Raw genomic sequence first — 21741 nt, forward strand, 5'->3', positions numbered from 1 at the left:
CTTTGCGTAGTATTCCAAAATTGGGACTCTGGGTCGCGATTGCTATCGCGGCCTTTGTTGTTTCTGCTCTCGGTGCTTTATTAGTTGCCGCCCCATCTCTGAATATCGCTCAGGTTTGGTCAGACCCTTATTATCGGCATGTCACCAAGTTCAGCTTTTACCAGTCGTTCCTGTCGACTCTGCTCAGTGTTGGCTTAGCCATCCCAGTCGCGCACGCACTATCTCGGCGTACCTTTCCTGGTAAATCTTTGCTGCTTAAGCTGTTTGCTACCACATTAGTACTGCCTGTGCTGGTTGGGGTGTTTGGCTTACTGGCGATTTATGGTAATAGCGGTCTGTTGTCATCAGCTTTAGCATGGTTTGATTCTAAACTGCCATTTTCGATTTACGGTCTGAACGGTATTTTACTGGCGCATGTGTTTTTTAACCTGCCCTATGCAACGCGCTTGCTATTGCAATCATTGGAGTCTATTCCCGCTGAACAGCATAAACTGTGTACTCATCTAGGTATGGGCCATTGGTATAAATTTAAGTGGGTCGAATGGCCTCGCTTGCGTCAGCAGTTGCCGCACGTGTGTGGCTTGGTGTTTATGCTGTGTTTTACTAGTTTCGCGACGGTAATGGCACTCGGTGGTGGGCCGAAATCGACCACGATAGAACTGGCGATTTATCAAGCGATCAAATTCGATTTTGACTTGCAGGCAGGGGCATTACTGGCGATATGGCAGATGCTATTGTGTGGCATTATGGCGTTGGCAGTGCAGCGTTTGACCAAGCCTGTGGCTGTGAGTTCTGGTACACAAGGTCACAACCTTTATATGGCCAAGGATTCCATCTGGTCACGTATCTGGGATTGGAGTTGGATTGGCCTGAGTATGCTATTAGTGCTGCCACCTTTACTGATGGTGGTGCTCAGTGGCATCAACTCAGAAGCCCTATCAGTGTTTACGGATCAACGATTTTGGCTGGCGTTATGGTCGTCACTTAAAGTGGCAACATTGGCGAGCGGTATCGCGCTCTCGGCAGGGATTGCAATAATGCTGACCAGCCGTCGATTGCGTTTGAATGCAAAAAACCGTCATGCGGATCAGATTGAGTTACTGGGAACGATCATTCTTGTCACGCCCGGTTTGGTGATATCTACTGGGTTATTCTTACTACTGCGATCTTTTACCGATGTGTTTAGTCTGGCGTTTTTTATTGTGATCGCGGTGAATGCGCTGATGGGTTTGCCTTACGTGATCAAAACCTTGTCACAGCCGATGCTGCATATCGAGCAGCAATACCAATACGTATGTGCAAGCTTAGGTATGAAAGGCTGGCAGCGCTTTCGCGTTGTTGAATGGCGAGCCCTGAAAAAGCCGATGGCTCATGCTTTCGCGATCAGTTTTATGTTTGCGGTGGGAGATTTAAGTGCGATTGCCCTATTTGGTAGTCAGGAGTTCCGCACGTTGCCGTTGTATCTTTTCCAATTGCTGGGCAGCTATCAGATGGATGCAGCAGCTGTCGTGTCAGTCACTCTGTTACTGCTCAGTGTTGGCTGTTTTGCACTGATTGAAACCCTATTTAAGGCAAACTCTAAGGTGACTTATGTTGACCCTCAATGATGTTCGTTACTATTACCATCAGGACCTATTCCATTTTGATTTACATATTGAGCAGGGGAGTCTGGTCGCATTGATGGGGCCGAGTGGGGCAGGTAAATCAACGTTACTGGCCTTGGTCGCAGGCTTTATCGAACCTGAAAGTGGCAGTATTAAAGCTGGTGGATTAGAGGTTGTGGGCAAAGAGCCTCACCAGCGTCCTTTTGCGATGCTGTTTCAGGAGCATAACCTGTTTGCCCACCTCTCAGTACGTGAAAACATCGGATTGGGCCTGCACCCTGGTTTGAAGCTCAACTCAGAGCAAGTCAGTCAGGTGGAACACGCAGCGATGCAGGTCGGTATTGCGGACTATTTGGATCGTTTACCTGAGCAATTGTCGGGCGGACAGCGTCAGCGTGTCGCATTGGCTCGTTGCTTTGTTCAGCCTCATCCTATTTGGTTGCTTGATGAACCTTTCTCGGCGCTTGATCCGGTATTGCGAGAAGAGATGCTCGGACTGGTCAAGCAATTAGCCGCAGAGCGCAATATTACCGTGGTGATGGTGACTCATCATATCAGTGACGCTAAAGCTATTGCTTCGCATTTTGCCTTTGTTGACCAAGGAAAAGTGGCGGTTGCGGATAAGATAGAACATTTGTCTCAGCAGAACGCCCATCCAGCTCTGAGCGGCTTTGTCAAAGCTGGTGAGTCATCGTTGGCTAACTTAGGGTTGAATTCAATCTAATTGCTTTTCGCTGTCGGCTTTTAGTGCATCAATATCTGGCGCAATATACTGTACGTGTGAGAAATCTCGTTCAGGAAATAGATATTGGGCTTCTCTGCGAATTTGCTCGGCACGTTCGCTGTCGCCTAAGCCTTGGTAAGCAAGGATTAAGTTGTTATAAAACGCCGGCCTTGGCTTGTCTTTAATAATCTGAAGTGACCAGTCAATGTAGGGCTGGATGAACTTTGCTTCCTGACGATAAAGGCCAATATTGAGATAGGTGCTATAAATGTCCCAATCGTATCTGTCTTTCCAAACGATTGGATTAGTCACTTCATTGAGCAAGTCTGGGTCTTTAGGCGTTGATGTTTCAAACTTCGTCAACACATAGTTGGTATGTAGGGCTGTCAGCATATAGAAGCTGACTAGGATGGGTACGATTAAGCTCATCACTCGAAAGAGTGTTTTACTGACAATGCTAATGGATGCGAGACGGTATGAGCCAGCACGTTGATCTATCCAAAAGAGCAAAACCACAAAGGTAATCCAGTGGATGGCTGAATGGTAAAAAGGGTACTCCAATTGGCTATGCAGAACGATAGGGACAAATAAAGCAAACATAGCTAAGCGAGTACCTTTTTTCGCGTTGTATATCCGAAGTAACACCATCACGGCAGCAAGCATGATGGCTAAAACAGGCAATAACCCCCCTTCAACTCCCCAATAGAGCAGTTCATTATGTGGGTGATCCATCGCAGCCAAACCTGGATGATAGCTAGGGTTTAGCTGATGCTGGCGGGCCGTGTAGACAATATATTCAGGCTCAAATCGTCCGTAGCCATAACCTGTGAAGGGCTTCTCGACTAGCATATCCAGAGTTTGTGGAAAGGTGTACTGTCGCGGGCCTTCCAGATTAGCGCGCTGCGTGGCAAGAGAATCTCCAGCCGACAGGAGATTAATACTGCTACCTATAGATAAACCCAGGCAGATGGCGGCTAGCCATCCCCAAAAGCGCTTTTTTGTGGCAAATCGGTATAAGTAAGGTAACAGCAACATGACAGCAAGCAAGGCGCCTAACCAGCCGGTGCGAGAAGCAATCAGTATCAAAAGTGGAACTGTCACAACTGGCATGACGTAGAGTAGTAGCACTTCACTGAGTTGGCGGTGATATTTTTTGGGGTGTCGAGTGAGTAGGTACCCGGAAAGAACTAGGCCTGTCGCGAGAAAACTCGCCATGACGTTCGGCTGTTGAAAAATACCATAGGGGCGGTTTTGGGCGGTATCGTAGCCAAATAGATTATTAGGCTGAAGAACGAAGTATTGTACCCAACCAAATAGGGCTTGAATGAAAACCGCGATGGTAATAAACCACAGTAAACGCTGTTTTTGTTTGTTACTGAAACGAAATTGTTGCAGCACGAAAAAGAGGGTAAAACCTGCCCAAAGGCCGATAAGCTTGCCTTGAGATAAAGAAAAGTCTGACTTGGGGTAGAGCACAGGTATGGTTAGTAGTAAACAACAAATGAAGAGCCCTATAGTCAGTTTGTTGTATCGCAGTACCCCTTGTGTCCCTGCTTGATATAATCCCAACGCGAGAGAAAGGCTGACAGCAATCCAAGTGGTCGCATTAAAAGACAATGCCAGCCCAGACCCTCCGGGGTTAGGCATAAAAATGTGCATTGCGAGCAGAAACACTATTGCAATAGAAACAAGAAATGGCTTGGTGAGTGGAAGTTTAGGCGCTTGAGGCTCTAAGCTTGTCCCTGCTAAATGGGTAGTTGCCATCGATGATTATGTCCTTAAAAGAAAACAGACCAAATTCTGGTCTGTTTAATTTACTACTTTTCGTTATTTTAACATAGGCTTGAGGAACCTTGCGGTATGAGAACCTGTGACCTTAGCGACCTCTTCAGGTGTGCCTTGGGCAATAATTTCACCGCCACCTTGCCCGCCTTCTGGACCTAGATCCACAATCCAGTCTGAGGTTTTAATCACATCAAGGTTATGCTCAATAACAACCACAGTATTGCCGTGATCTCGTAGACGATGCAGTACCGTTAACAGTTGCTGAATATCATGGAAGTGTAAGCCCGTTGTGGGTTCATCTAAGATATAGAGTGTTTTGCCTGTATCGCGCTTTGACAACTCTCGAGCTAGCTTAACACGTTGCGCTTCACCACCGGATAAGGTCGTTGCCGCCTGACCTAGTCGGATGTATGACAGACCGACATCCATCAGAGTTTGCAACTTACGGGCAATAACAGGCACAGGGTCGAAAAATTCGCGAGCATCTTCAACCGTCATTCCGAGTACTTCATCAATCGTCTTGCCTTTGTAATGAACTTCCAGCGTTTCGCGGTTATAGCGTTTTCCTTTACATACGTCACAAGGTACATAGACATCAGGCAGGAAATGCATTTCTACTTTGATTACACCATCACCTTGACAGGCCTCACAGCGACCACCGCGTACGTTGAAGCTGAAGCGACCCGGTTTATAGCCTCGAGCTCTTGCTTCCTGAGTACCGGCAAATAATTCACGAATCGGGGTAAAGATCCCCGTATAAGTTGCAGGGTTGGAGCGTGGTGTGCGCCCAATCGGGCTTTGATCGATGTCGATGACCTTATCAAAATGCTCTAGCCCTTTTATTTTTTGGTAAGGTGATGGGGTCGCAGTTGTTGCACCGTTGAGTTGAGTGTGGGCAATTTTAAAGAAAGTATCGTTAATCAAAGTCGACTTACCTGATCCCGATACGCCAGTCACACAGGTAAACAAGCCAACTGGAATCGTTAATGTGACATCTTTAAGGTTGTTGCCTGTTGCCCCGAACAACTCGACCACTTTTTTATTATTTATAGGAGTGCGTTGTTTAGGCACTTCAATTTTTTTCGCACCACTAAGGTACTGACCCGTTAGAGACTCTGGAGTGGCGACAATCTCTTCCATGGTGCCTTCTGCGACTACATTACCACCATGAACCCCGGCGCCGGGGCCAATATCGATCACATGATCCGCCATTCTAATTGCATCTTCATCGTGTTCAACGACCAAGACGGTATTGCCCAAATCACGTAGATGGGTCAGGGTATTCAAGAGTCGTTCGTTGTCGCGTTGGTGTAGCCCGATGGAGGGTTCATCCAGCACGTACATGACTCCGACTAACCCTGCACCAATCTGGCTGGCGAGTCGAATTCGTTGTGCTTCACCACCGGATAAAGTTTCGGCACTACGGGAAAGGTTGAGGTAGTTGAGGCCAACGTTCACTAGGAATTGGAGACGATCATTGATCTCCTTCATCACTTTCTCTGCGATTTGAGCCCTTTGCCCTTCTAGCTCTAGTGACGCAAAGAAACCGAGCGCATCGGCAATGCTTAACTCAACAATCTCGGGCAATGTTGTATCGCCAATAAACACATTACGGGCTTCAAGACGAAGACGGCTGCCTTCACAGCTAGAGCAGGTACGAGTCGAAATATATTTTGCCAAGTCCTCACGGACCGCATTTGACTCTGTATCTCGATAACGACGTTCTAAAGTGTTCAGTATCCCTTCAAATGGGTGACGTTTCACACGAATATCACCGCGATCATTGATGTATTTAAACTCAACCTCAGTTCGCCCCGAGCCATTCAGCACTACATCACGAACTTTCTTCGGTAAGGACTTAAAAGGAGCTTTAAGATCGAAATCAAAGTGCTCAGCTAAGGAAGAGAGCATTTGGAAGTAATAGTAGTTCTTTTGATCCCACCCCCTAATGGCTCCTTCTGCCAAGCTTAAGGAGTCATCAAGAATAACTCTCGCGGGGTCAAAGTATTGTTGCACACCAAGGCCGTCACAGGTGTGGCACGCCCCCGCTGGATTATTGAATGAGAAAAGCCTTGGCTCTAACTCTTGCATACTGTAACCACAGTGCGGACAAGCAAAGTTAGCAGAAAACACCACCTCTTCACCATTACCGTCCATAGGCGCAACCACTGCAATACCGCCAGAAAGTTCCAGTGTGGTTTCAAAGGACTCTGCCAGCCTCTGCTGTAGGTCATCGCGCACTTTAAAGCGATCTACGACCACTTCGATGGTGTGTTTCTTGTGCAGCTCTAAGGTCGGAGGATCCGATAAATCGCAGGTTTCACCATCGATACGAGCACGGATAAAACCTTGCGCTGCGAGGTTTTCCAGTGTTTTTACATGCTCACCTTTACGCTCTTTAACGATGGGAGCCAGTAGCATCATTTTAGAGCCTGCTGGCAGTTCCAATACTTTATCGACCATCTGTGAGATGGTTTGGGCGGTGAGTGGAACCTTATGTTCTGGGCAGCGGGGCTCACCGACTCGTGCATAGAGTAAACGTAAATAGTCGTAGACTTCAGTAATGGTACCGACGGTTGAGCGAGGATTGTGTGATGTTGATTTTTGTTCAATGGAGATGGCAGGGGATAGACCTTCGATATGGTCAACATCTGGCTTTTCCATTAAAGATAAAAATTGACGAGCGTAAGCGGATAGTGACTCAACATAGCGCCGCTGACCTTCCGCATATAAAGTATCAAAGGCAAGTGATGACTTACCTGAACCTGATAATCCAGTAATGACGATGAGTTTATCTCGGGGGATAGTCAGATTGACATTTTTTAAGTTATGAGTGCGTGCGCCGCGAACTTCGATCTTATCCATTGCTCTCGCTCAATGTAAAAACAAGTGGGCTAAGTATTACATAGAGTGATAAATGTTCAAAGAAAATACTGTATGAAAAAACAGTAATAAAAAAGGCTGCTCACAGAGCAGCCTTTGAAAAAAGAGAAATAAACCATTAGGCTTCTTTGGTTGTACTTTGTTTACCCAACTCAGATTTCTTGCTGTCTTTAAGGTAAAGGTTCTCAAAACAGTAGTTAGTGGCTTCGATGTAACCTTCAACGCTACCGCAGTCAAAACGTTGGCCTTTGAATTTGTAGGCCAGAACACAGCCTGCTTTAGCCTGTTTCAGAAGGGCATCTGTAATCTGAATTTCACCGCCTTTGCCTGGCTCGGTATTTTCGATCAGCTCGAAGATATCTGGAGTCAGGATATAGCGACCAATGATAGCGAGGTTACTTGGGGCGGTACCAGGTTCTGGCTTTTCAACCATGTCATCAACGCGATAGATATCGTCTTTGATCATTTCACCTGAAATCACACCGTACTTATGTGTTTCATCAGCAGGCACTTCTTGTACGGCAACAATTGAGCAGCGGAACTGTTTAAACAGTGCCACCATTTGCGCCAGCACACCTTCTTGTTCGTTGACGCAAAGGTCATCCGCCAGAACTACAGCGAAAGGTTCATCACCGATGAGTTCACGCCCAGTCAGAATTGCATGACCCAACCCTTTCATCTCGCGTTGACGGATGTAGGTGAAGTTAGCACTTTCGATGATATCGCGGATATCGACTAAGAGCTCTTCTTTGTTCGTCCCACTGATTTGGTGTTCCAATTCGTAGTTTTTATCAAAGTGATCCATGATCGAGTGTTTACCACGACCTGTGACAATACACATACCATTCATTCCGGCTTGAATCGCTTCCTCTACACCGTATTCAATCAATGGCTTGTTAACGACAGGCATCATTTCTTTAGGCATGGATTTGGTCGCTGGGAGAAAGCGAGTTCCATAGCCTGCTGCCGGGAAAAGGCACTTTTTGATCATGTTAAAACCCTATATCTGTATTTCGTCTTTTATATAGCTGGCGCAACCATATCACTTTTTGCATGAATGAATAATGACTATAGAAGCGAAAACGTGAGTTTTTGCACATTGGATTATATTTAAGACATCATATGTTGATTGGCCCAAGCGATGGCTTGCACTCTATTCTTGACCGAGAGCTTTTTAAAGATTTGGTATAAATGAGACTTCACCGTGAACTCACTGATAAACAGGTCTTCGGCAATCTGCATATTTGATGCGCCAGTTTTTAAACAGCGAAGAATTTGGATCTCGCGGGCTGTTAAATCTACTGTCGCGGGTGCGGTCTGGCTTAATACTACATGGCGGTAATAGTGCAGTAGCTGAGCGGCGACCTTACGTGGCAGCCAGTTTTGGCTGTTGATGACTTCACCACATCCTTTGGCGACTGCTTCAATAGACTCCTCTTGGTAAAATAAGGCTTTGAGGTTGCCAAAACGTAATAGTTCTTCTGTAGTCAGTCTTTTCTCGACATTAAAAATGATCGTCTCAAACATTTTATTCGACAGAGGGAGGTCGCGAATCTGGTTGTTAAGCTTTTGATAATTGTTGTGATCTATCATTAGGATCTTATGTTTATGTTGTTGCATGGCAAGCATGAGTTCATTGGGCTCAATACGTGGAATGTCGATACTGAGTAGCTTTTCTACTTGATGGATAAGGTGATGGGGTTTCGATGTATCTTCACAAAGAAAGTAGATAGTTCGGGCGTAAATGTTTTTGGCCATAAGGTTCTTCATTCGGTTTAATTGAGGTGTTGGCAGAGTGAATGAGAAATTTGACCAGTGCGAATCAAGTTTACAGGATTGCGTTCAATTTCATATTGATAAGTAATCATTAAATCTATCAATCGAACAATAGATTGAATTTACTCGAAAATAGATGTGCCCTGAGTTGGGCTGATGACTTTGTGAGCTCATGGTGTGGATTGCAATTTGTTCGAAGGCTAAAGCGTGTTATCCTAGTGCGCTATTTTTAAGGTTAATAGAGAATTTAGACGGAGCGAATCATGGCGAGCCGTGGAGTAAATAAAGTTATCATTATGGGTAACCTAGGGCAGGATCCTGAAGTTAAGTACACTGCGAACGGTAGTGCCGTGGCGAACATTACCGTTGCAACTTCTGAATCTTGGCGAGACAAAAATACGGGCGAGCAGCGTGAAAAAACGGAATGGCACCGTATTGTGCTCTTTGGTAAGACCGCTGAAGTCGCGGGTGAGTACCTACGTAAAGGCTCGCAAGTCTACATTGAAGGCCAACTTCAAACGCGTAAGTGGCAAGACCAAAATGGTCAAGACCGTTACACAACTGAAGTCGTTGTTCAATGGCCAGCTGGTCAAATGCAATTGCTTGGTGGTCGTCCGCAGGGGGGAGCATCAGGTCAGCCAATGGGTCAACCTCAGCAGCAAGGTGGTTGGGGACAGCCTCAACAGCCAGCGATGCAGCAAAGCCAACCTGCTCAGCAGCAATACTCTCAGCCGCAACAGCAGCCGAGTCAAAGCCAGCCACAATACAATGAACCTCCAATGGATTTTGATGACGATATCCCATTCTAGATCATTGAATCCTGAAAAAAGCCGCGAATTTCGCGGCTTTTTTATATAGTTAGAAAAACAGACTCATCAGTTAGTGGTCTCTTTTATCACATAGTTAACTGACCGCCAGCGCTATCGCGACCTTATTTTGAGAAAAGGAATTCTTTATCTATGAGGTACACACCTACTTTAAAACTGAGCACTCGCCTAGTTGCGTTTGTCACCGTTATAGTGACCAGTGCGATGTTCATCCTATTTTTAGGTGGTACCTTATCTTTTAAGCGACTTGGGCAAGAGTATTTAGATCATTCTCTGCAAGGTATCGTTGAAGTATTGGATAAGGAAATGGAAGATCCTGACGCGGCTTATTCACTCCAGCGTTGGATGCCCAAAATGCTTCAAGCCTCTAATATTGTTGAAATGGAGCTCCTGTCAGATAACGGTGTGATATACCGTTATAAAGATACTTCTTCGAAAGTCGATACCACTTTGCTGTATGACACTGAATATCAGCTGGAGCGCAATATTGGCTATCGCCTTCATTTTAAAGCTGTCCCCCCATACATAGGCTACGGTTATTCTCTTGAAGCTCTGTGGTCGATCACATTGGCCGTGGCCTTGATTATCTTTTGCTTAATGCGTGGGGTGAAGTGGTTGAAAGAACAGCTTGCAGGTTCTGAGTTATTGGAGGAGCGGGGCAGAATGATTCTTGCCGGACGTGTGGAAGAATACGCGAAAGGGGACATGAAAGAGTGGCCCTATACAGCCAGTGAAGCATTAGACTGCCTAATTGAAGAGCTACAAGATGCACGTCAAGAAAGAAGTCGCTTTGATACATTTATTCGTACCCAAACCTTCCTTGATCCATTAACTGGTGCGGCTAACCGTGTCCTGTTTGACAGTAAATTGGAAGCGGCTTTGTCTGAGCATGGTTCACATGGCGGTGTTTTGCTGCTGCGTATTGACGATTGGGAGCAACTGCAGGAAGAATCTGGCAAGCAGGTCGCAGATGAGTTTGTTGTCGATATTGGTGATAGCTTGAATAATATTATTCAACGTTATCCTGATGTGATTCTTTCTCGTTATTACGAGTCTGATTTTGCCATTTTTGCCCCTCATTTAAGCAGTAAAGAGGTGTCACAAATAGCGATAAATAGCTTAAAGCAATTGACTAAATTATCACCTCCCTCTCCATTGGATAAAGAAAATTGGGTGCATATTGGTGTCAGTATGTACAGGGAAGGAGAGAGTCAAGGACGTATTTTAGATGAAGCTGAAACCTCTCTTAAAAGTGCCCAATTACAACGTGTAAATACCTGGAATAAGTTTAATAAATTGGTCACGCATGATGATGAGCGTGGCAGTGTGCGTTGGCGTACTCTATTCGATTTAGTGCTTAAGCCGGACCAGCTTTATATTTTCTATCAACCTTGTTATTTACTGGACTCACATAAAGACAGAATCTTTGAGCATTCAGAGCTATTTGTCCGTATCAATGATCCTGATAAGGGATTGATAAAAGCATCGCGATTTAATTCTGCAATAGAATCTGTGGGTTATGAGTCCGTTTTGGATCGCGCTGTTTTTTCGGCAGTCGCTCAGTTTTTGAAAGTGTCAAAGAAAAGAATATGTTACTCTGTCAATATTCACGTAGTACCTTTTGCTGATCGTGATTACTTGAAGTGGTTTCGATATGAGCTACTACAATTAACATCAGAACAACGCAAGTCGCTGATTTTTGAATTTGCGGAAGCGAGACTAGTCAAACATCTCGATTATATGCGTCCAGTGATCAAAATGATTTCTGGATTGGGTTGTCGAGTTACTGTTGGGCAGGCAGGTCGCTCTATAGTAAGTACTCATTATTTAAAAGATCTGCCCATTGATTTTTTGAAGCTGCATAGAAGTCTAGTGAAACAAATAGATCAGCGAGATGAAAACCAGTTATTTGTACGTAGCTTGCTAGGAGCTTGTGAAGGGCTTAAAACTCAAGTTATTGCCGTGGGTGTCGACAATAAACAAGAGTATAAAACAATGCTGGCTTTAGGAGTACAAGGGGTGCAAGGACGTTATTTTCAGTCTGAGCAACAGCTATTACCTAAAGTTGAAACTGAAAAGAAAGTCATGACGACCAGTAAAGTGCAAATTGGTCGTCGCAACCGGTGGCGAAAAGTTAGCAGTAAATGAATATCCAATCCTTGATCGGAAAGTTTAGTCACAATAAACGAGTTGGTTTAAACCTGACAGTTGTTGTCCAACCCGGCGAGTTGTATTTTTCAGCATTAGCTGAGGGAAAACTGCCATCTAAAGTGATGGTGGAAGGCAACTCCTGGCAAGAAACACTGCTTAAAACCTTGGTGCGATCCAAGTTAACGGATCTTCATCTTGATATTGTTCTGAACTCTAAATTCTACCAAACCTATCAAATCGATAAACCCAACATTCCAGATGCGGAGTTGGTAAGCGCACTCCCGTTTTTACTTAAAGACCTGATCAGTGAAAAAGTAACGGACATCGTTGCTGATGCGGCGCACCTTCCAGTGGGTAATAAACTTCAAGTCTATGTTGCCCCTAAAAGTCTGATTGTCGGCCTGCAACAAAGCCTGTCTGCTCATCATATTCAGCTCAACCGCGTCTTAGTTGAAGATGAGGTATGGGGGATATCCGCGGGCGAGTTATCAAGCTTTTTACTTTTACAGCGCAGTAAGCAAAGTAGCTTTCGAGTCAGTGCTTTTGTTGACCATCACTGTGCTTTCCAAAGAACGATTCGTGGGGTAGCTTCTCCGTTGACTGGGGTGGCGACTAGCATTCTCCAGCTTGATGGGATCGCTTTGGAGTTACAGCGATCGATTGATTACCTCTCTTCGCAATTGCGTGGAGCTTCTCTCCACAAAATGAAAGTCTGTTGTGATGAAGAAGACCAGCAAGAGTTGGTTGAAGCATTGAGTGAACGCTTGAGTGTCAAAGTTGCCGGGTTAAGTGAGGATGAGCGTGAATCAGGGGATATTCTGATTGAGTATGCTGATCAACTCAGTGAAAGTGCGGTGAATCTTTTCCCTGACTCTCTTAAGCCCAAAAAAGAAAACTTTACGCTCACCAATGTTGTTTTGGCTTGGGGGGCGGTAACGACAGTGTTACTCAGCGCTTTTGCTTATCTTTACGTCCAACAAATTCAGCTTGAGCAAGAGCTCGAAGACCACAGGGCACAGCAAGTGAAGCTTGAGCAACAACTTTCAGGCTTGAATCAGCGTCTTGCTAAACATAAGCCCTCAGCCGCTAAAATCGCAGCTGTTGCCCGGTTGAAGCTTGAGATTCAAGCGAAACGCGCGTCATTAAAAGCCGTCAATGAGTTTGATCAATCCCAGCAAATTGGATATTCAGGAGTCATGCGTGCATTGGCAGAGCTGGGAAGACAAGACATTTCACTGAGCCATATTTTTATCGATTCCAATACCATGGATTTACAAGGGCTTGCGCGTGAGGCTAAAGCCATTCCGAATTGGGTCAATCAATTTAAGTCCGAAGTGAACCTTGTCGGACGTACATTTGAAAAGCTTAAAATTGGTCGTAACGATGATGATATTGTGACGTTTGAACTTATCACTAAGCAGGAGCCCAAGTAATGCAGCAATTTTGGCTCCAACTCAATGATAAATTTAATACTTTAAGTCGACGAGAAAAGTGGTTACTAACCCTTTGTGGCATCGTGATTATTAGCCTGACTTTGTTGGTTTGGCTCGTTGAACCTATCTTGAAAGCCAACCAGTCCCTGTCTGGGCAAGTCAGCTCATCTAAGCAGAATGTGCAGCGCTTAGAAGCGGATATTTTGCTGGTAACCGCTAAACTTAAGCGAGACCCTAATCAGAAGATTGATTTGGAATACAAGAAGTTGCTGACAGAGAGTCAGCAATTATCACAGCAGTTAGCAGAAATAATAGAAAACCTGATTTCTCCTAGTCAGATGGCTCGTTTATTAGAAGATGTGTTAACTGGTACACAAGGGCTAAAACTGGTGTCACTTGAATCAATGACCGCAGAACCCATTACAGGTGGCGTCGATAACCAAACACGGACTGGATATTATCTACATCCGGTCAAAATAGAACTAACTGGCAGCTATTTTTCGATTCTGACTTATCTCAACACACTAGAGTCTTTGCCTGTTAAGTACTATTGGAGAAGCTTCAGCTATACCGTAGAGGAATACCCGACAGCACGTTTAATACTTGAAGTGTATACACTGGGTACAAGACAGGAGTTTATCGGTGGTTAGATGCATTATGGTAATTTTGATGGCTTACTCATCGATACTCCTCGCTTCGCAGGACCCGACAGCCCCATTGGGTTGGCAAAAGCCACAAGAGGCTAAGCCTGCCTCTAAGATAACTGACCAACCCGTTCCGATGCTGCAAAGTATCGTTTGCCGAGAGATTGCACAATGTCAGGCCGTTCTGAACAATCAAGTGGCATTAGTAGGAGAAACGGTTAATGGTTACACCGTGAGTTACATTGGGCCGGAGCTTGTTACGCTAGTCAAAGCGGGCAAGCAGTGGAAGTTAGAGCTATTTACTCTGGATATAAAACAGTAAGGTGATTGGAATCGTATGCGTAAACTCGTTGTAGCAATTACTGTTGCGTCATTAGTCGGTTGTTCTATGGGCCATCGTGAGCCAGTGGAAGCTAAAGATGCGCTCAATGAAGCGATTAATCAATCAGGCAGCCGCAGTTTAGATGAATTGCCACCTTCTGTTGAAGCAGACTTAATGCCTGACCTCGAGGGAGCAGCAAGCACTACCTTTGAAACAGTAAAGCGCTTTAGAATCCAAGCCAATGATGTTGATGCTAAAGCTTTTTTTGCTAGTTTGGTTAGAGGAACGGAATTTAGTGTTGCTTTGCACCCAGAAGTATCAGGCAGTATCACAGTCAATTTAACGGATGTGACATTGGACGAAGTGTTGTCTGTGGTGCAAGACCTTTATGGCTATCAGATTGAAACAACAGGGAAAGTTATCCAGATATACCCAGCAGGGCTAAGAACAGTGACTATCCCAGTTGATTACTTGCAATTTAAACGTAGCGGTCGCTCGCTGACCTCCATCACCACAGGCACCATCACTAACAGTAGCTCTTCCAGTTCGTCATCCTCCAGTTCGGATTCGGATACTTCCAGCTCGGGCAGCTCGAGTACCACTTCATCAAAAGGAGGGACGGAAATTGAAACCACCAGTGAAAGTGACTTTTGGCCTCAGTTAGAACAAGCGGTGAGTCAGCTGATTGGCTCTGGTCAAGGGCAAAGTGTGGTGACTACCCCACAAGCTGGTGTGATCACGATTCGAGCTTTCCCTGATGAAATCCGGGAAGTGAAAAGCTTTATTGGGGTTTCACAGCAAAGACTGCATCGACAAGTGATCCTAGAAGCGAAAATCTTGGAAGTGACGTTGAGTGATGGCTACCAGCAAGGGATCGATTGGTCGAAGGCATTTACTTCGAATGGGACTAACTACACGATTGGTCAAGGAAACCCTGGGACAGCAGCTACATTACCTGGTTTGGATGCGATAGGGACTTTGCTAGGAGGTCAGTCCAACTTAGTCATCTCTAGCGGCAGTTTTGATGCCGTTATTAGCTTTATGTCGACTCAAGGTGACTTGAATGTACTCTCTAGCCCAAGAGTGACAGCTTCGAATAACCAAAAAGCGGTGATCAAAGTCGGTACGGACAGTTACTTTGTGACGGACTTTTCGACGAACGTCGATTCCGGCAGTACAACATCGACAACCAGCACGGATATTGAATTAACGCCGTTCTTCTCAGGGATCTCTCTTGATGTGACCCCCCAGATTGACAATGATGGCAGTGTGCTTTTGCATGTTCATCCTGCGGTTATTGATGTGACAGAAGAAGAAAAAAACATTACCAATGGCTCGGATACGGTTTCTTTACCGCTGGCGACCAGCTCTATTCGCGAGTCGGACTCTGTGATTCGTGCTCAAGATGGGGATGTGGTTGTCATCGGAGGTTTGATGAAGTCAAATACTCTAGAGCGAACTTCCAAAGTGCCATTCCTTGGTGATGTGCCGGCATTGGGTCACTTGTTCCGCAATACTACGCAGTACACAGAGAAAACTGAATTAGTGATCTTACTTAAACCTACCGTTGTGGGGGTAAATACGTGGCAAAAAGAGCTCGAAAGATCTAGAGATTTACTTCAGGAATGGTTCCCTGATGAGCAATAATCGCCTATGTATTTGGAGCATTTTGGATTAACTCAGTTTCCATTTCACTTAACCCCGAACACTGAATTGTTCTTAGGGTTGGAGCCTCATTATGAGGCGATTCAGACGGTTCAATCCGCGATAGAAATGGGAGAAGGTCTGATCAAGATCACCGGAGAAGTCGGAACTGGAAAAACCATGGTGTGCCGGATCTTGGTGAACCAACTGAGTCAGGCCGTTCAGCTTGTTTATCTACCTAACCCTGCTCTGAGCGGTGATGAACTTAGGCGAGCCATTGCGACTGAACTCGAAGTTAGCATCACTGCAGACACCACGCTGGTCGAGGATATTCAAGCTAAACTTATAGAGTTTGCGCGAAATGGCTCTCAGGTGGTGGTATTTGTGGATGAAGCGCAAGCCTTAAGCGATGAAGCGCTGGAAGTATTACGTTTATTTGGCAACTTAGAGACGGAATACCATAAGCTGATACAAATTGTCTTGCTGGGTCAGCCTGAGTTGGATGAGCGATTAGAGCAGCACCACCTGCGCCAACTTAGGCAGCGTATTACTTTTAGTGCACGGCTAAGAACGCTGACGGTTTCTGAAGTGGTGGCGTACATCGACAACCGATTAGAAAAGTCCGGTGGGGAAGTAGATATCTTCACGGTTAATCAGAAAAAAGCCATTTGGAAAGCGAGCCGAGGTATTCCGAGGTTGATCAATCAAATCTGCCATAAGTGTTTGGTTCTGGCGTGTAGTCAAGATGAACTGACTGTCAGCAACCAACAGTTGTTTAATGCTATCCATGATACGTATGACAGCTGCAAACCAAAATTTAGAATCCCGTTAATTTGGGGCTGGAGTTTATCATGAGTGCGATTAACAATGCGCTTTCTGAACTAGCCGATAATCAGTCAACTAAGCAAGAGCAAGTGGTTAAAGCGAACGTAAAACCTGTGAAACAACTTAAGGTTTTGCCTTGGGTGGTAGGCAGCTTTGGCTTAAGTTTAGCGGTCGGGGGATGGGCTATTTCAAGTCAGACTCCAGTTATTGATCCGCAACCTTTGCCCACCGTCGGAGTTGAGAAAGCGAATGAACCTATTTCCTCACCGACATCGAAATCATCGGTAAGTAGCGACACTATTTATCTTTCACAGCCTCGTCTGGTCAGTAAATTGAATCCTCTCCCCAATGAAGTAGAGGCAGCAAAAGCAAGCGTTGAGCCTGAACCGGCAACAATAAAAGAGGCTAGCATTGCTGCTCCTTCAGTGAAAGTGGCTCAGGGGCAAGTTGTCATTCAACAAGTGGAGTTGTCTCCTGCTCAGTTAGCAAAGAAAGCGCAAAGTCGAGCGAAAAAAGCACTGGATAACAATAACCTGACTGAAGCACTTAAGCATTACCAAGAAGCGCTGCGTTATGCGCCTGATAACGTTAAATATCGTAAAAAGCTATCTGCACTTTATTACGGTAAAGGAGAGGTCCGTAAGGCGGTCGATATTTTACGTAAAGGCATTCAAATTGATAAAGAAGAGAGTGCTCTGCGGATGTCGTTAGCTAAATTGCTCATCAAAGAGCAGCAAAATGAAGCGGCTTTAACGGCTTTGGTGCATGTGCCTCAAAAGGCACCGGTAGAGTATTTATCTCTTCGAGCAGCGTTAGCTCAGAAATCGAAGCAAGATGACATTGCACTCAGTAGCTATCAGAGTTTAGTGACGCTGGAACCTGATAGTGGGCGATGGTGGCTTGGCTTAGGTATTCAACAAGAACGGGCTTTGAACTTAGCCAAAGCCGAAGAAGCCTACCAGCAAGCTTTAACTAAGCTGGGGTTATCCAGTCAGTCGCAGCAGTTTATTCGTGACCGTTTATCCCTTATCAGCCGTTTAAAGGAGCAGCCAGATGCAAATTAAACTTAGGAAGCGTCTTGGTGATTTGCTCGTCGAAGAAGGGATTATTACTGAGTCTCAAGTCGAAGAGGCGCTAGCGGCACAGAAAAGCACAGGCAGAAAACTGGGAGCAACTCTGATTGAGCTTGGTTTCTTAACGGAACATCAAATGCTGACCTTCCTTTCTCAGCAGCTTGACGTCCCTCTCATTGACCTGAGCCGTGCAAATGTTGATGCCGACGCGGTACAGCTACTGCCCGAAGTACATGCCCGCCGTTTGAGGACTTTGGTTATTGGGCGTCAAGGGGATACGCTAAGAGTCGCTATGAGTGATCCGGCGGATCTTTTTGCCCAAGAAGCGTTACTGGGTCAGTTACCTAACTACAGTATCGAATTTGTTATTGCGCCAGAAAAACAACTGGTGGATGGCTTTGACCGTTATTACCGACGAACCAAAGAAATTGCTTCTTTTGCTGAGCAACTTCAGGCTGAGCATCAGGTCAATGAAGCGTTTGATTTCAGTATCGAGGATGAAGACAGTGACGAAGTTACAGTTGTAAAACTGATTAACTCGTTATTTGAAGATGCCATTCAAGTTGGAGCTTCAGATATTCATATTGAGCCTGATGCCAATGTGCTGCGTTTGCGTCAGCGTATTGATGGTGTGTTACACGAGACCTTACTGAATGAAGTTAATGTTGCTCCGGCTTTGGTACTGCGCCTCAAGCTAATGGCTAACTTGGACATCTCCGAAAAACGCTTACCACAAGATGGACGCTTCAATATACGTGCTAAAGGTCAGTCGGTCGATATTCGTATGTCAACCATGCCTGTCCAGCATGGTGAATCAGTGGTGATGCGTCTTCTCAACCAGTCTACAGGGGTGAGAAAGCTTGAAAAGTCAGGTATTCCGGACCATTTATTGGTTCGTCTAAGACGGCAGCTTCGCCGCCCGCACGGCATGATATTGGTGACGGGGCCAACAGGCTCAGGTAAAACCACCACGTTATATGGTGCCTTGAGTGAACTGAACGAACCTGGTAAGAAAATTATTACCGCAGAAGACCCGGTAGAATACCGCTTACCGCGTGTTAACCAAGTGCAGGTGAACCCTAAAATTGACCTCGATTTCTCCACCATCCTGAGAACCTTCCTTCGTCAGGATCCAGATATCATTCTAGTTGGGGAGATGCGTGATCAAGAAACGGTTGAAATTGGCTTACGTGCGGCGCTGACGGGCCACTTGGTATTGAGTACTTTGCATACTAATGATGCGGTGGATAGTGCGCTTCGGATGATGGATATGGGAGCACCGGGTTACTTGGTAGCCAGTGCCGTTCGAGCAGTGGTTGCCCAGCGTCTGGTTCGTAAGGTTTGCCCTGACTGTAAAACGGATGATGATGTGGAAGACGCACGTAGACAGTGGCTAGCGCAACGTTTCCCAAACCAAGAGCAAGCGACTTTTGTTAAAGGGCGTGGATGCCAAAACTGTAACCTGACTGGTTATCAGGGTCGTATCGGTGTCTTTGAAATGCTTGAACTTGAACAGGAGATGATGGATAAGCTACGAGCTAATGATGCTGTGGGTTTCTCCATTGTTGCTCGTCAATCGGCAAGCTATAAACCTCTGCTTGCCTCTGCTATGGAGCTTGCTTTACAGGGGATCGTTAGCTTAGACGAAGTGATGAATCTTGGAGAAGGCGATGCTTCTGGCTCTGTTGAAGCTATCTACTTATAGGGAGAATGATGCCAGTATTTAGCTATCAGGGACGTAATCTAGATGGTTCAGCTGCGGCTGGGCAGGTTGAAGCGCCCAATGAAGAGGCGGCGGCTGAATCGCTTATCAATAAAGGTGTCATTCCTACCGCTATTACACAGGGTTCAGGCGGCAGCTCTTTTGATATTGATCTCCGGTCGATATTTAAACCTTCGATCCCTTTGGAAGTGCTGGTGATTTTCTGTCGTCAGTTATACAGCTTGACCAAAGCCGGTGTTCCTTTGCTGCGTTCAATGAAGGGCTTGACGCAAAATAGCGCTAATAAGCAGTTAAAAGAGGCACTAGAAGAAGTAACGCAAGAGCTGACTAATGGACGAAGCTTGTCGGCATCAATGCAGATGCATTCTAAGGTCTTTAGCCCTTTATTTGTTTCTATGATCAATGTGGGGGAAAACACTGGTCGATTGGATCAGGCTTTGATGCAACTGGCTAACTACTATGAGCAGGAAGTGGAGACGCGAAAGCGGATTAAAACGGCAATGCGATACCCCACTTTTGTGATCAGTTTCATTGTCGTGGCGTTGTTTATCCTTAATGTAAAGGTTATCCCACAGTTCGCTAGCATGTTTTCTCGTTTTGGCGTCGATTTACCCTTACCTACTCGAATTATCATTGCGACATCCGATTTCTTTGTGAATTATTGGGCATTTATGTTGGCTGGGATCGTGAGTCTGATCTTTGCATTCAAAGCTTGGCTCAAGACAGCCAAAGGCCAAGAACGTTGGGACAAGTTTCGCCTGCGTATGCCGATCATTGGTGATCTGGTAAATCGTGCCCAACTGGCGCGCTTTTCCCGTACGTTTGCTCTGATGTTGAAGGCAGGTGTTCCACTTAACCAGTCACTCGCTCTGTCCGCAGAAGCGCTTGAAAATAGATATCTAGAAAATCGTCTGTTGGAGATGAAATCTTCGATTGAAGCAGGCGGAACGATCTCATCGACAGCGAGCAATAGTCAGGTATTTACCCCTTTGGTTCTGCAGATGTTGTCGGTGGGAGAGGAAACCGGTCGGATTGACGAGCTTTTGCTTGAAGCCGCTGATTTTTATGATCGTGAAGTCGATTATGATTTGAAAACACTGACGGCACGAATTGAGCCTATATTATTAGTAGTGGTTGCGGGCATGGTATTAATACTTGCATTGGGTATATTCCTACCAATGTGGGGCATGTTAGACGCAATTCAAGGTTAATATGTCGAGTAATATTGAACGCTCTAGATTCGTTGTTTGGTTGTTGGTAATCATTATTCTAATACTGAGCTTTGTTCTGATAATCGAGAAATTAGAAGAAGATGTTGATGATGCTGCATTTTTACTGGCGAGTAAAAGAATGATAGAAAGAGCGAGCTTCTATAAGCAGCAATGGATGTTGAATGGCCAACGAGAGCACTTAGTTGTAGATACTGAAAACCTTTTGTTTTCAAAGCATGGTTGGGTTATCCCAAACCGTGAACAGAGTAGAACAGCATGTGAGAGTTGGTTTTCGTTATTATATCCAGAACAAAGAGTGTTAGGGGTAGCACCGTCTAAAGTTGTGGAGCGTTCTGAATTAAATAATTATCGATGTGAGTATATTTTTAATTATGGAAAGTCGATTCATATACAGCTCGTGGATAATAATTTTACCGTGAGTGTCGGCTTCTCGGCCAAGTGATTATATTGACGTATTTGCGATAGCTATATTGCGGATATTTCGTATAATATGTTGTAGTAAATAGCGAGTTTATCATTATGCATAATAAGCAGTTCGGTTTTTCGTTAGTTGAGCTTGTTGTTGTCATTGTTGTGGTTGGTCTATTAGCGGTTGCTGCTTTGCCGCGCTTTTTAGATGTTACTGATGAAGCGAAAAAGGCTAGCGTGGAAGGTGTGGCTGGTGGCTTTGCTACTGGCGTGTTATCCGCTCGTGCGCAATGGGAAGCAGAGGCTCGTCCTTCGGTGACAGTCAACACTGAAACGTATAATCGAGTTGACTATGACGGTGTGGATTTTTGGCTGACTCGCGCCCAAAACGGCAGTAATGCGGATACTGGCTTTCGAGACGGATATCCCTATGGTTTAAACACCGATAATGTGAGTTTTCCAACCAGCTTAACTGACCAGATGTGTATTGACTTGATGAATAACTTATTACAAAACCCACCAAGTGTTGATACAGTATCGAATGCAAACACGAATGGAAATATAAAATATTCAGCACAGGCTGATGACTCAAATGACACTTGTACCTATATTCAACAAGAAGGTGGTACGGATCATCAGTTTGTTTATGAGATTAAAACAGGTCGTGTGACCGTAACCTTGCAGTAG

General features: G+C 45.3%; 18 protein-coding genes. 14 read left to right on the forward strand and 4 right to left on the reverse strand.

All coding sequences use genetic code 11. The features are described 5' to 3' along the window. The first annotated feature begins 2 nt into the window (after positions 1-2). Together thiP and thiQ are read left to right on the forward strand one after the other, a co-directional pair. Positions 3-1607 carry a thiamine/thiamine pyrophosphate ABC transporter permease ThiP gene (gene thiP / locus CTT30_RS01700; RefSeq protein WP_252035881.1) on the forward strand — a complete coding sequence of 535 codons (1605 nt, stop codon included), beginning with the start codon at positions 3-5 and terminating at the stop codon, positions 1605-1607. Beyond that, entirely contained in the window at positions 1591-2328 is a 738-nt protein-coding gene (thiQ, locus tag CTT30_RS01705) for a thiamine ABC transporter ATP-binding protein (RefSeq protein ID WP_252035882.1), read from the forward strand. Before thiP ends, thiQ begins: the two co-directional genes overlap by 17 nt. On the opposite strand, the gene CTT30_RS01710 is transcribed toward thiQ, so the two are convergent. From CTT30_RS01710 to CTT30_RS01725, 4 genes are all read right to left on the reverse strand, one after another. Continuing rightward, positions 2320-4092, reverse strand: a complete 1773-nt coding sequence (locus CTT30_RS01710; RefSeq protein WP_252035883.1) for a PglL family O-oligosaccharyltransferase — start codon at positions 4090-4092, stop codon at positions 2320-2322. The genes thiQ and CTT30_RS01710 overlap by 9 nt on opposite strands. A 63-nt stretch (positions 4093-4155) precedes the next feature. Continuing rightward, positions 4156-6978, reverse strand: coding sequence for an excinuclease ABC subunit UvrA (gene uvrA / locus CTT30_RS01715; protein ID WP_252035884.1), 2823 nt, complete (start codon positions 6976-6978; stop codon positions 4156-4158). 136 nt (positions 6979-7114) lie between these two features. Beyond that, a complete protein-coding gene (galU, locus tag CTT30_RS01720) occupies positions 7115-7987 on the reverse strand; it encodes a UTP--glucose-1-phosphate uridylyltransferase GalU (protein ID WP_239835103.1) in 873 nt (290 codons plus the stop codon). Between the two features lie 119 nt (positions 7988-8106). Then, positions 8107-8754 (reverse strand): LuxR C-terminal-related transcriptional regulator, encoded by a 648-nt coding sequence (locus CTT30_RS01725; RefSeq protein ID WP_239871354.1) that lies wholly within the window; start codon positions 8752-8754, stop codon positions 8107-8109. Positions 8755-9035: 281 nt separating this feature from the next. Between CTT30_RS01725 and CTT30_RS01730 the strand changes: the two genes are divergently transcribed. The 12 genes from CTT30_RS01730 to CTT30_RS01785 all read left to right on the forward strand — a co-directional run bounded on the left by CTT30_RS01730 (position 9036) and on the right by CTT30_RS01785 (position 21741). Further along, positions 9036-9581 carry a single-stranded DNA-binding protein gene (locus CTT30_RS01730; RefSeq protein ID WP_239835105.1) on the forward strand — a complete coding sequence of 182 codons (546 nt, stop codon included), beginning with the start codon at positions 9036-9038 and terminating at the stop codon, positions 9579-9581. A gap of 150 nt (positions 9582-9731) precedes the next feature. Further along, positions 9732-11747 (forward strand): RNase E specificity factor CsrD, encoded by a 2016-nt coding sequence (gene csrD, locus CTT30_RS01735; RefSeq protein WP_252035885.1) that lies wholly within the window; start codon positions 9732-9734, stop codon positions 11745-11747. Then, positions 11744-13183 carry a type IV pilus biogenesis protein PilM gene (locus tag CTT30_RS01740; protein WP_239876691.1) on the forward strand — a complete coding sequence of 480 codons (1440 nt, stop codon included), beginning with the start codon at positions 11744-11746 and terminating at the stop codon, positions 13181-13183. Before csrD ends, CTT30_RS01740 begins: the two co-directional genes overlap by 4 nt. Next, positions 13183-13833, forward strand: a complete 651-nt coding sequence (locus CTT30_RS01745; RefSeq protein WP_239871344.1) for a type II secretion system protein GspM — start codon at positions 13183-13185, stop codon at positions 13831-13833. The genes CTT30_RS01740 and CTT30_RS01745 overlap by 1 nt, the downstream gene beginning before the upstream one ends. Before the next feature lie 19 nt (positions 13834-13852). After that, positions 13853-14149, forward strand: a complete 297-nt coding sequence (locus tag CTT30_RS01750; RefSeq protein ID WP_239835109.1) for an MSHA biogenesis protein MshK — start codon at positions 13853-13855, stop codon at positions 14147-14149. 15 nt (positions 14150-14164) lie between these two features. Continuing rightward, positions 14165-15796, forward strand: a complete 1632-nt coding sequence (gene mshL / locus CTT30_RS01755; protein ID WP_239871341.1) for a pilus (MSHA type) biogenesis protein MshL — start codon at positions 14165-14167, stop codon at positions 15794-15796. A 6-nt stretch (positions 15797-15802) separates the two neighbouring features. Further along, entirely contained in the window at positions 15803-16648 is an 846-nt protein-coding gene (locus CTT30_RS01760) for an ExeA family protein (protein ID WP_239876689.1), read from the forward strand. Continuing rightward, positions 16645-17682, forward strand: a complete 1038-nt coding sequence (locus CTT30_RS01765) for a tetratricopeptide repeat protein (RefSeq protein ID WP_252035886.1) — start codon at positions 16645-16647, stop codon at positions 17680-17682. Before CTT30_RS01760 ends, CTT30_RS01765 begins: the two co-directional genes overlap by 4 nt. After that, a complete protein-coding gene (mshE, locus tag CTT30_RS01770) occupies positions 17672-19396 on the forward strand; it encodes an MSHA fimbrial ATPase MshE (RefSeq protein ID WP_252035887.1) in 1725 nt (574 codons plus the stop codon). Before CTT30_RS01765 ends, mshE begins: the two co-directional genes overlap by 11 nt. Positions 19397-19404: 8 nt before the next feature. Beyond that, a complete protein-coding gene (locus CTT30_RS01775) occupies positions 19405-20625 on the forward strand; it encodes a type II secretion system F family protein (protein WP_252036589.1) in 1221 nt (406 codons plus the stop codon). A 1-nt stretch (position 20626) separates the two neighbouring features. Further along, positions 20627-21088 (forward strand): MSHA biogenesis protein MshF, encoded by a 462-nt coding sequence (locus CTT30_RS01780; RefSeq protein WP_239835114.1) that lies wholly within the window; start codon positions 20627-20629, stop codon positions 21086-21088. A 77-nt stretch (positions 21089-21165) separates the two neighbouring features. Continuing rightward, positions 21166-21741 (forward strand): prepilin-type N-terminal cleavage/methylation domain-containing protein, encoded by a 576-nt coding sequence (locus CTT30_RS01785; RefSeq protein ID WP_239871326.1) that lies wholly within the window; start codon positions 21166-21168, stop codon positions 21739-21741.

The organism is Vibrio coralliilyticus (assembly GCF_024449095.1).
Taxonomy (GTDB): Bacteria; Pseudomonadota; Gammaproteobacteria; order Enterobacterales; family Vibrionaceae; genus Vibrio; species Vibrio coralliilyticus_A.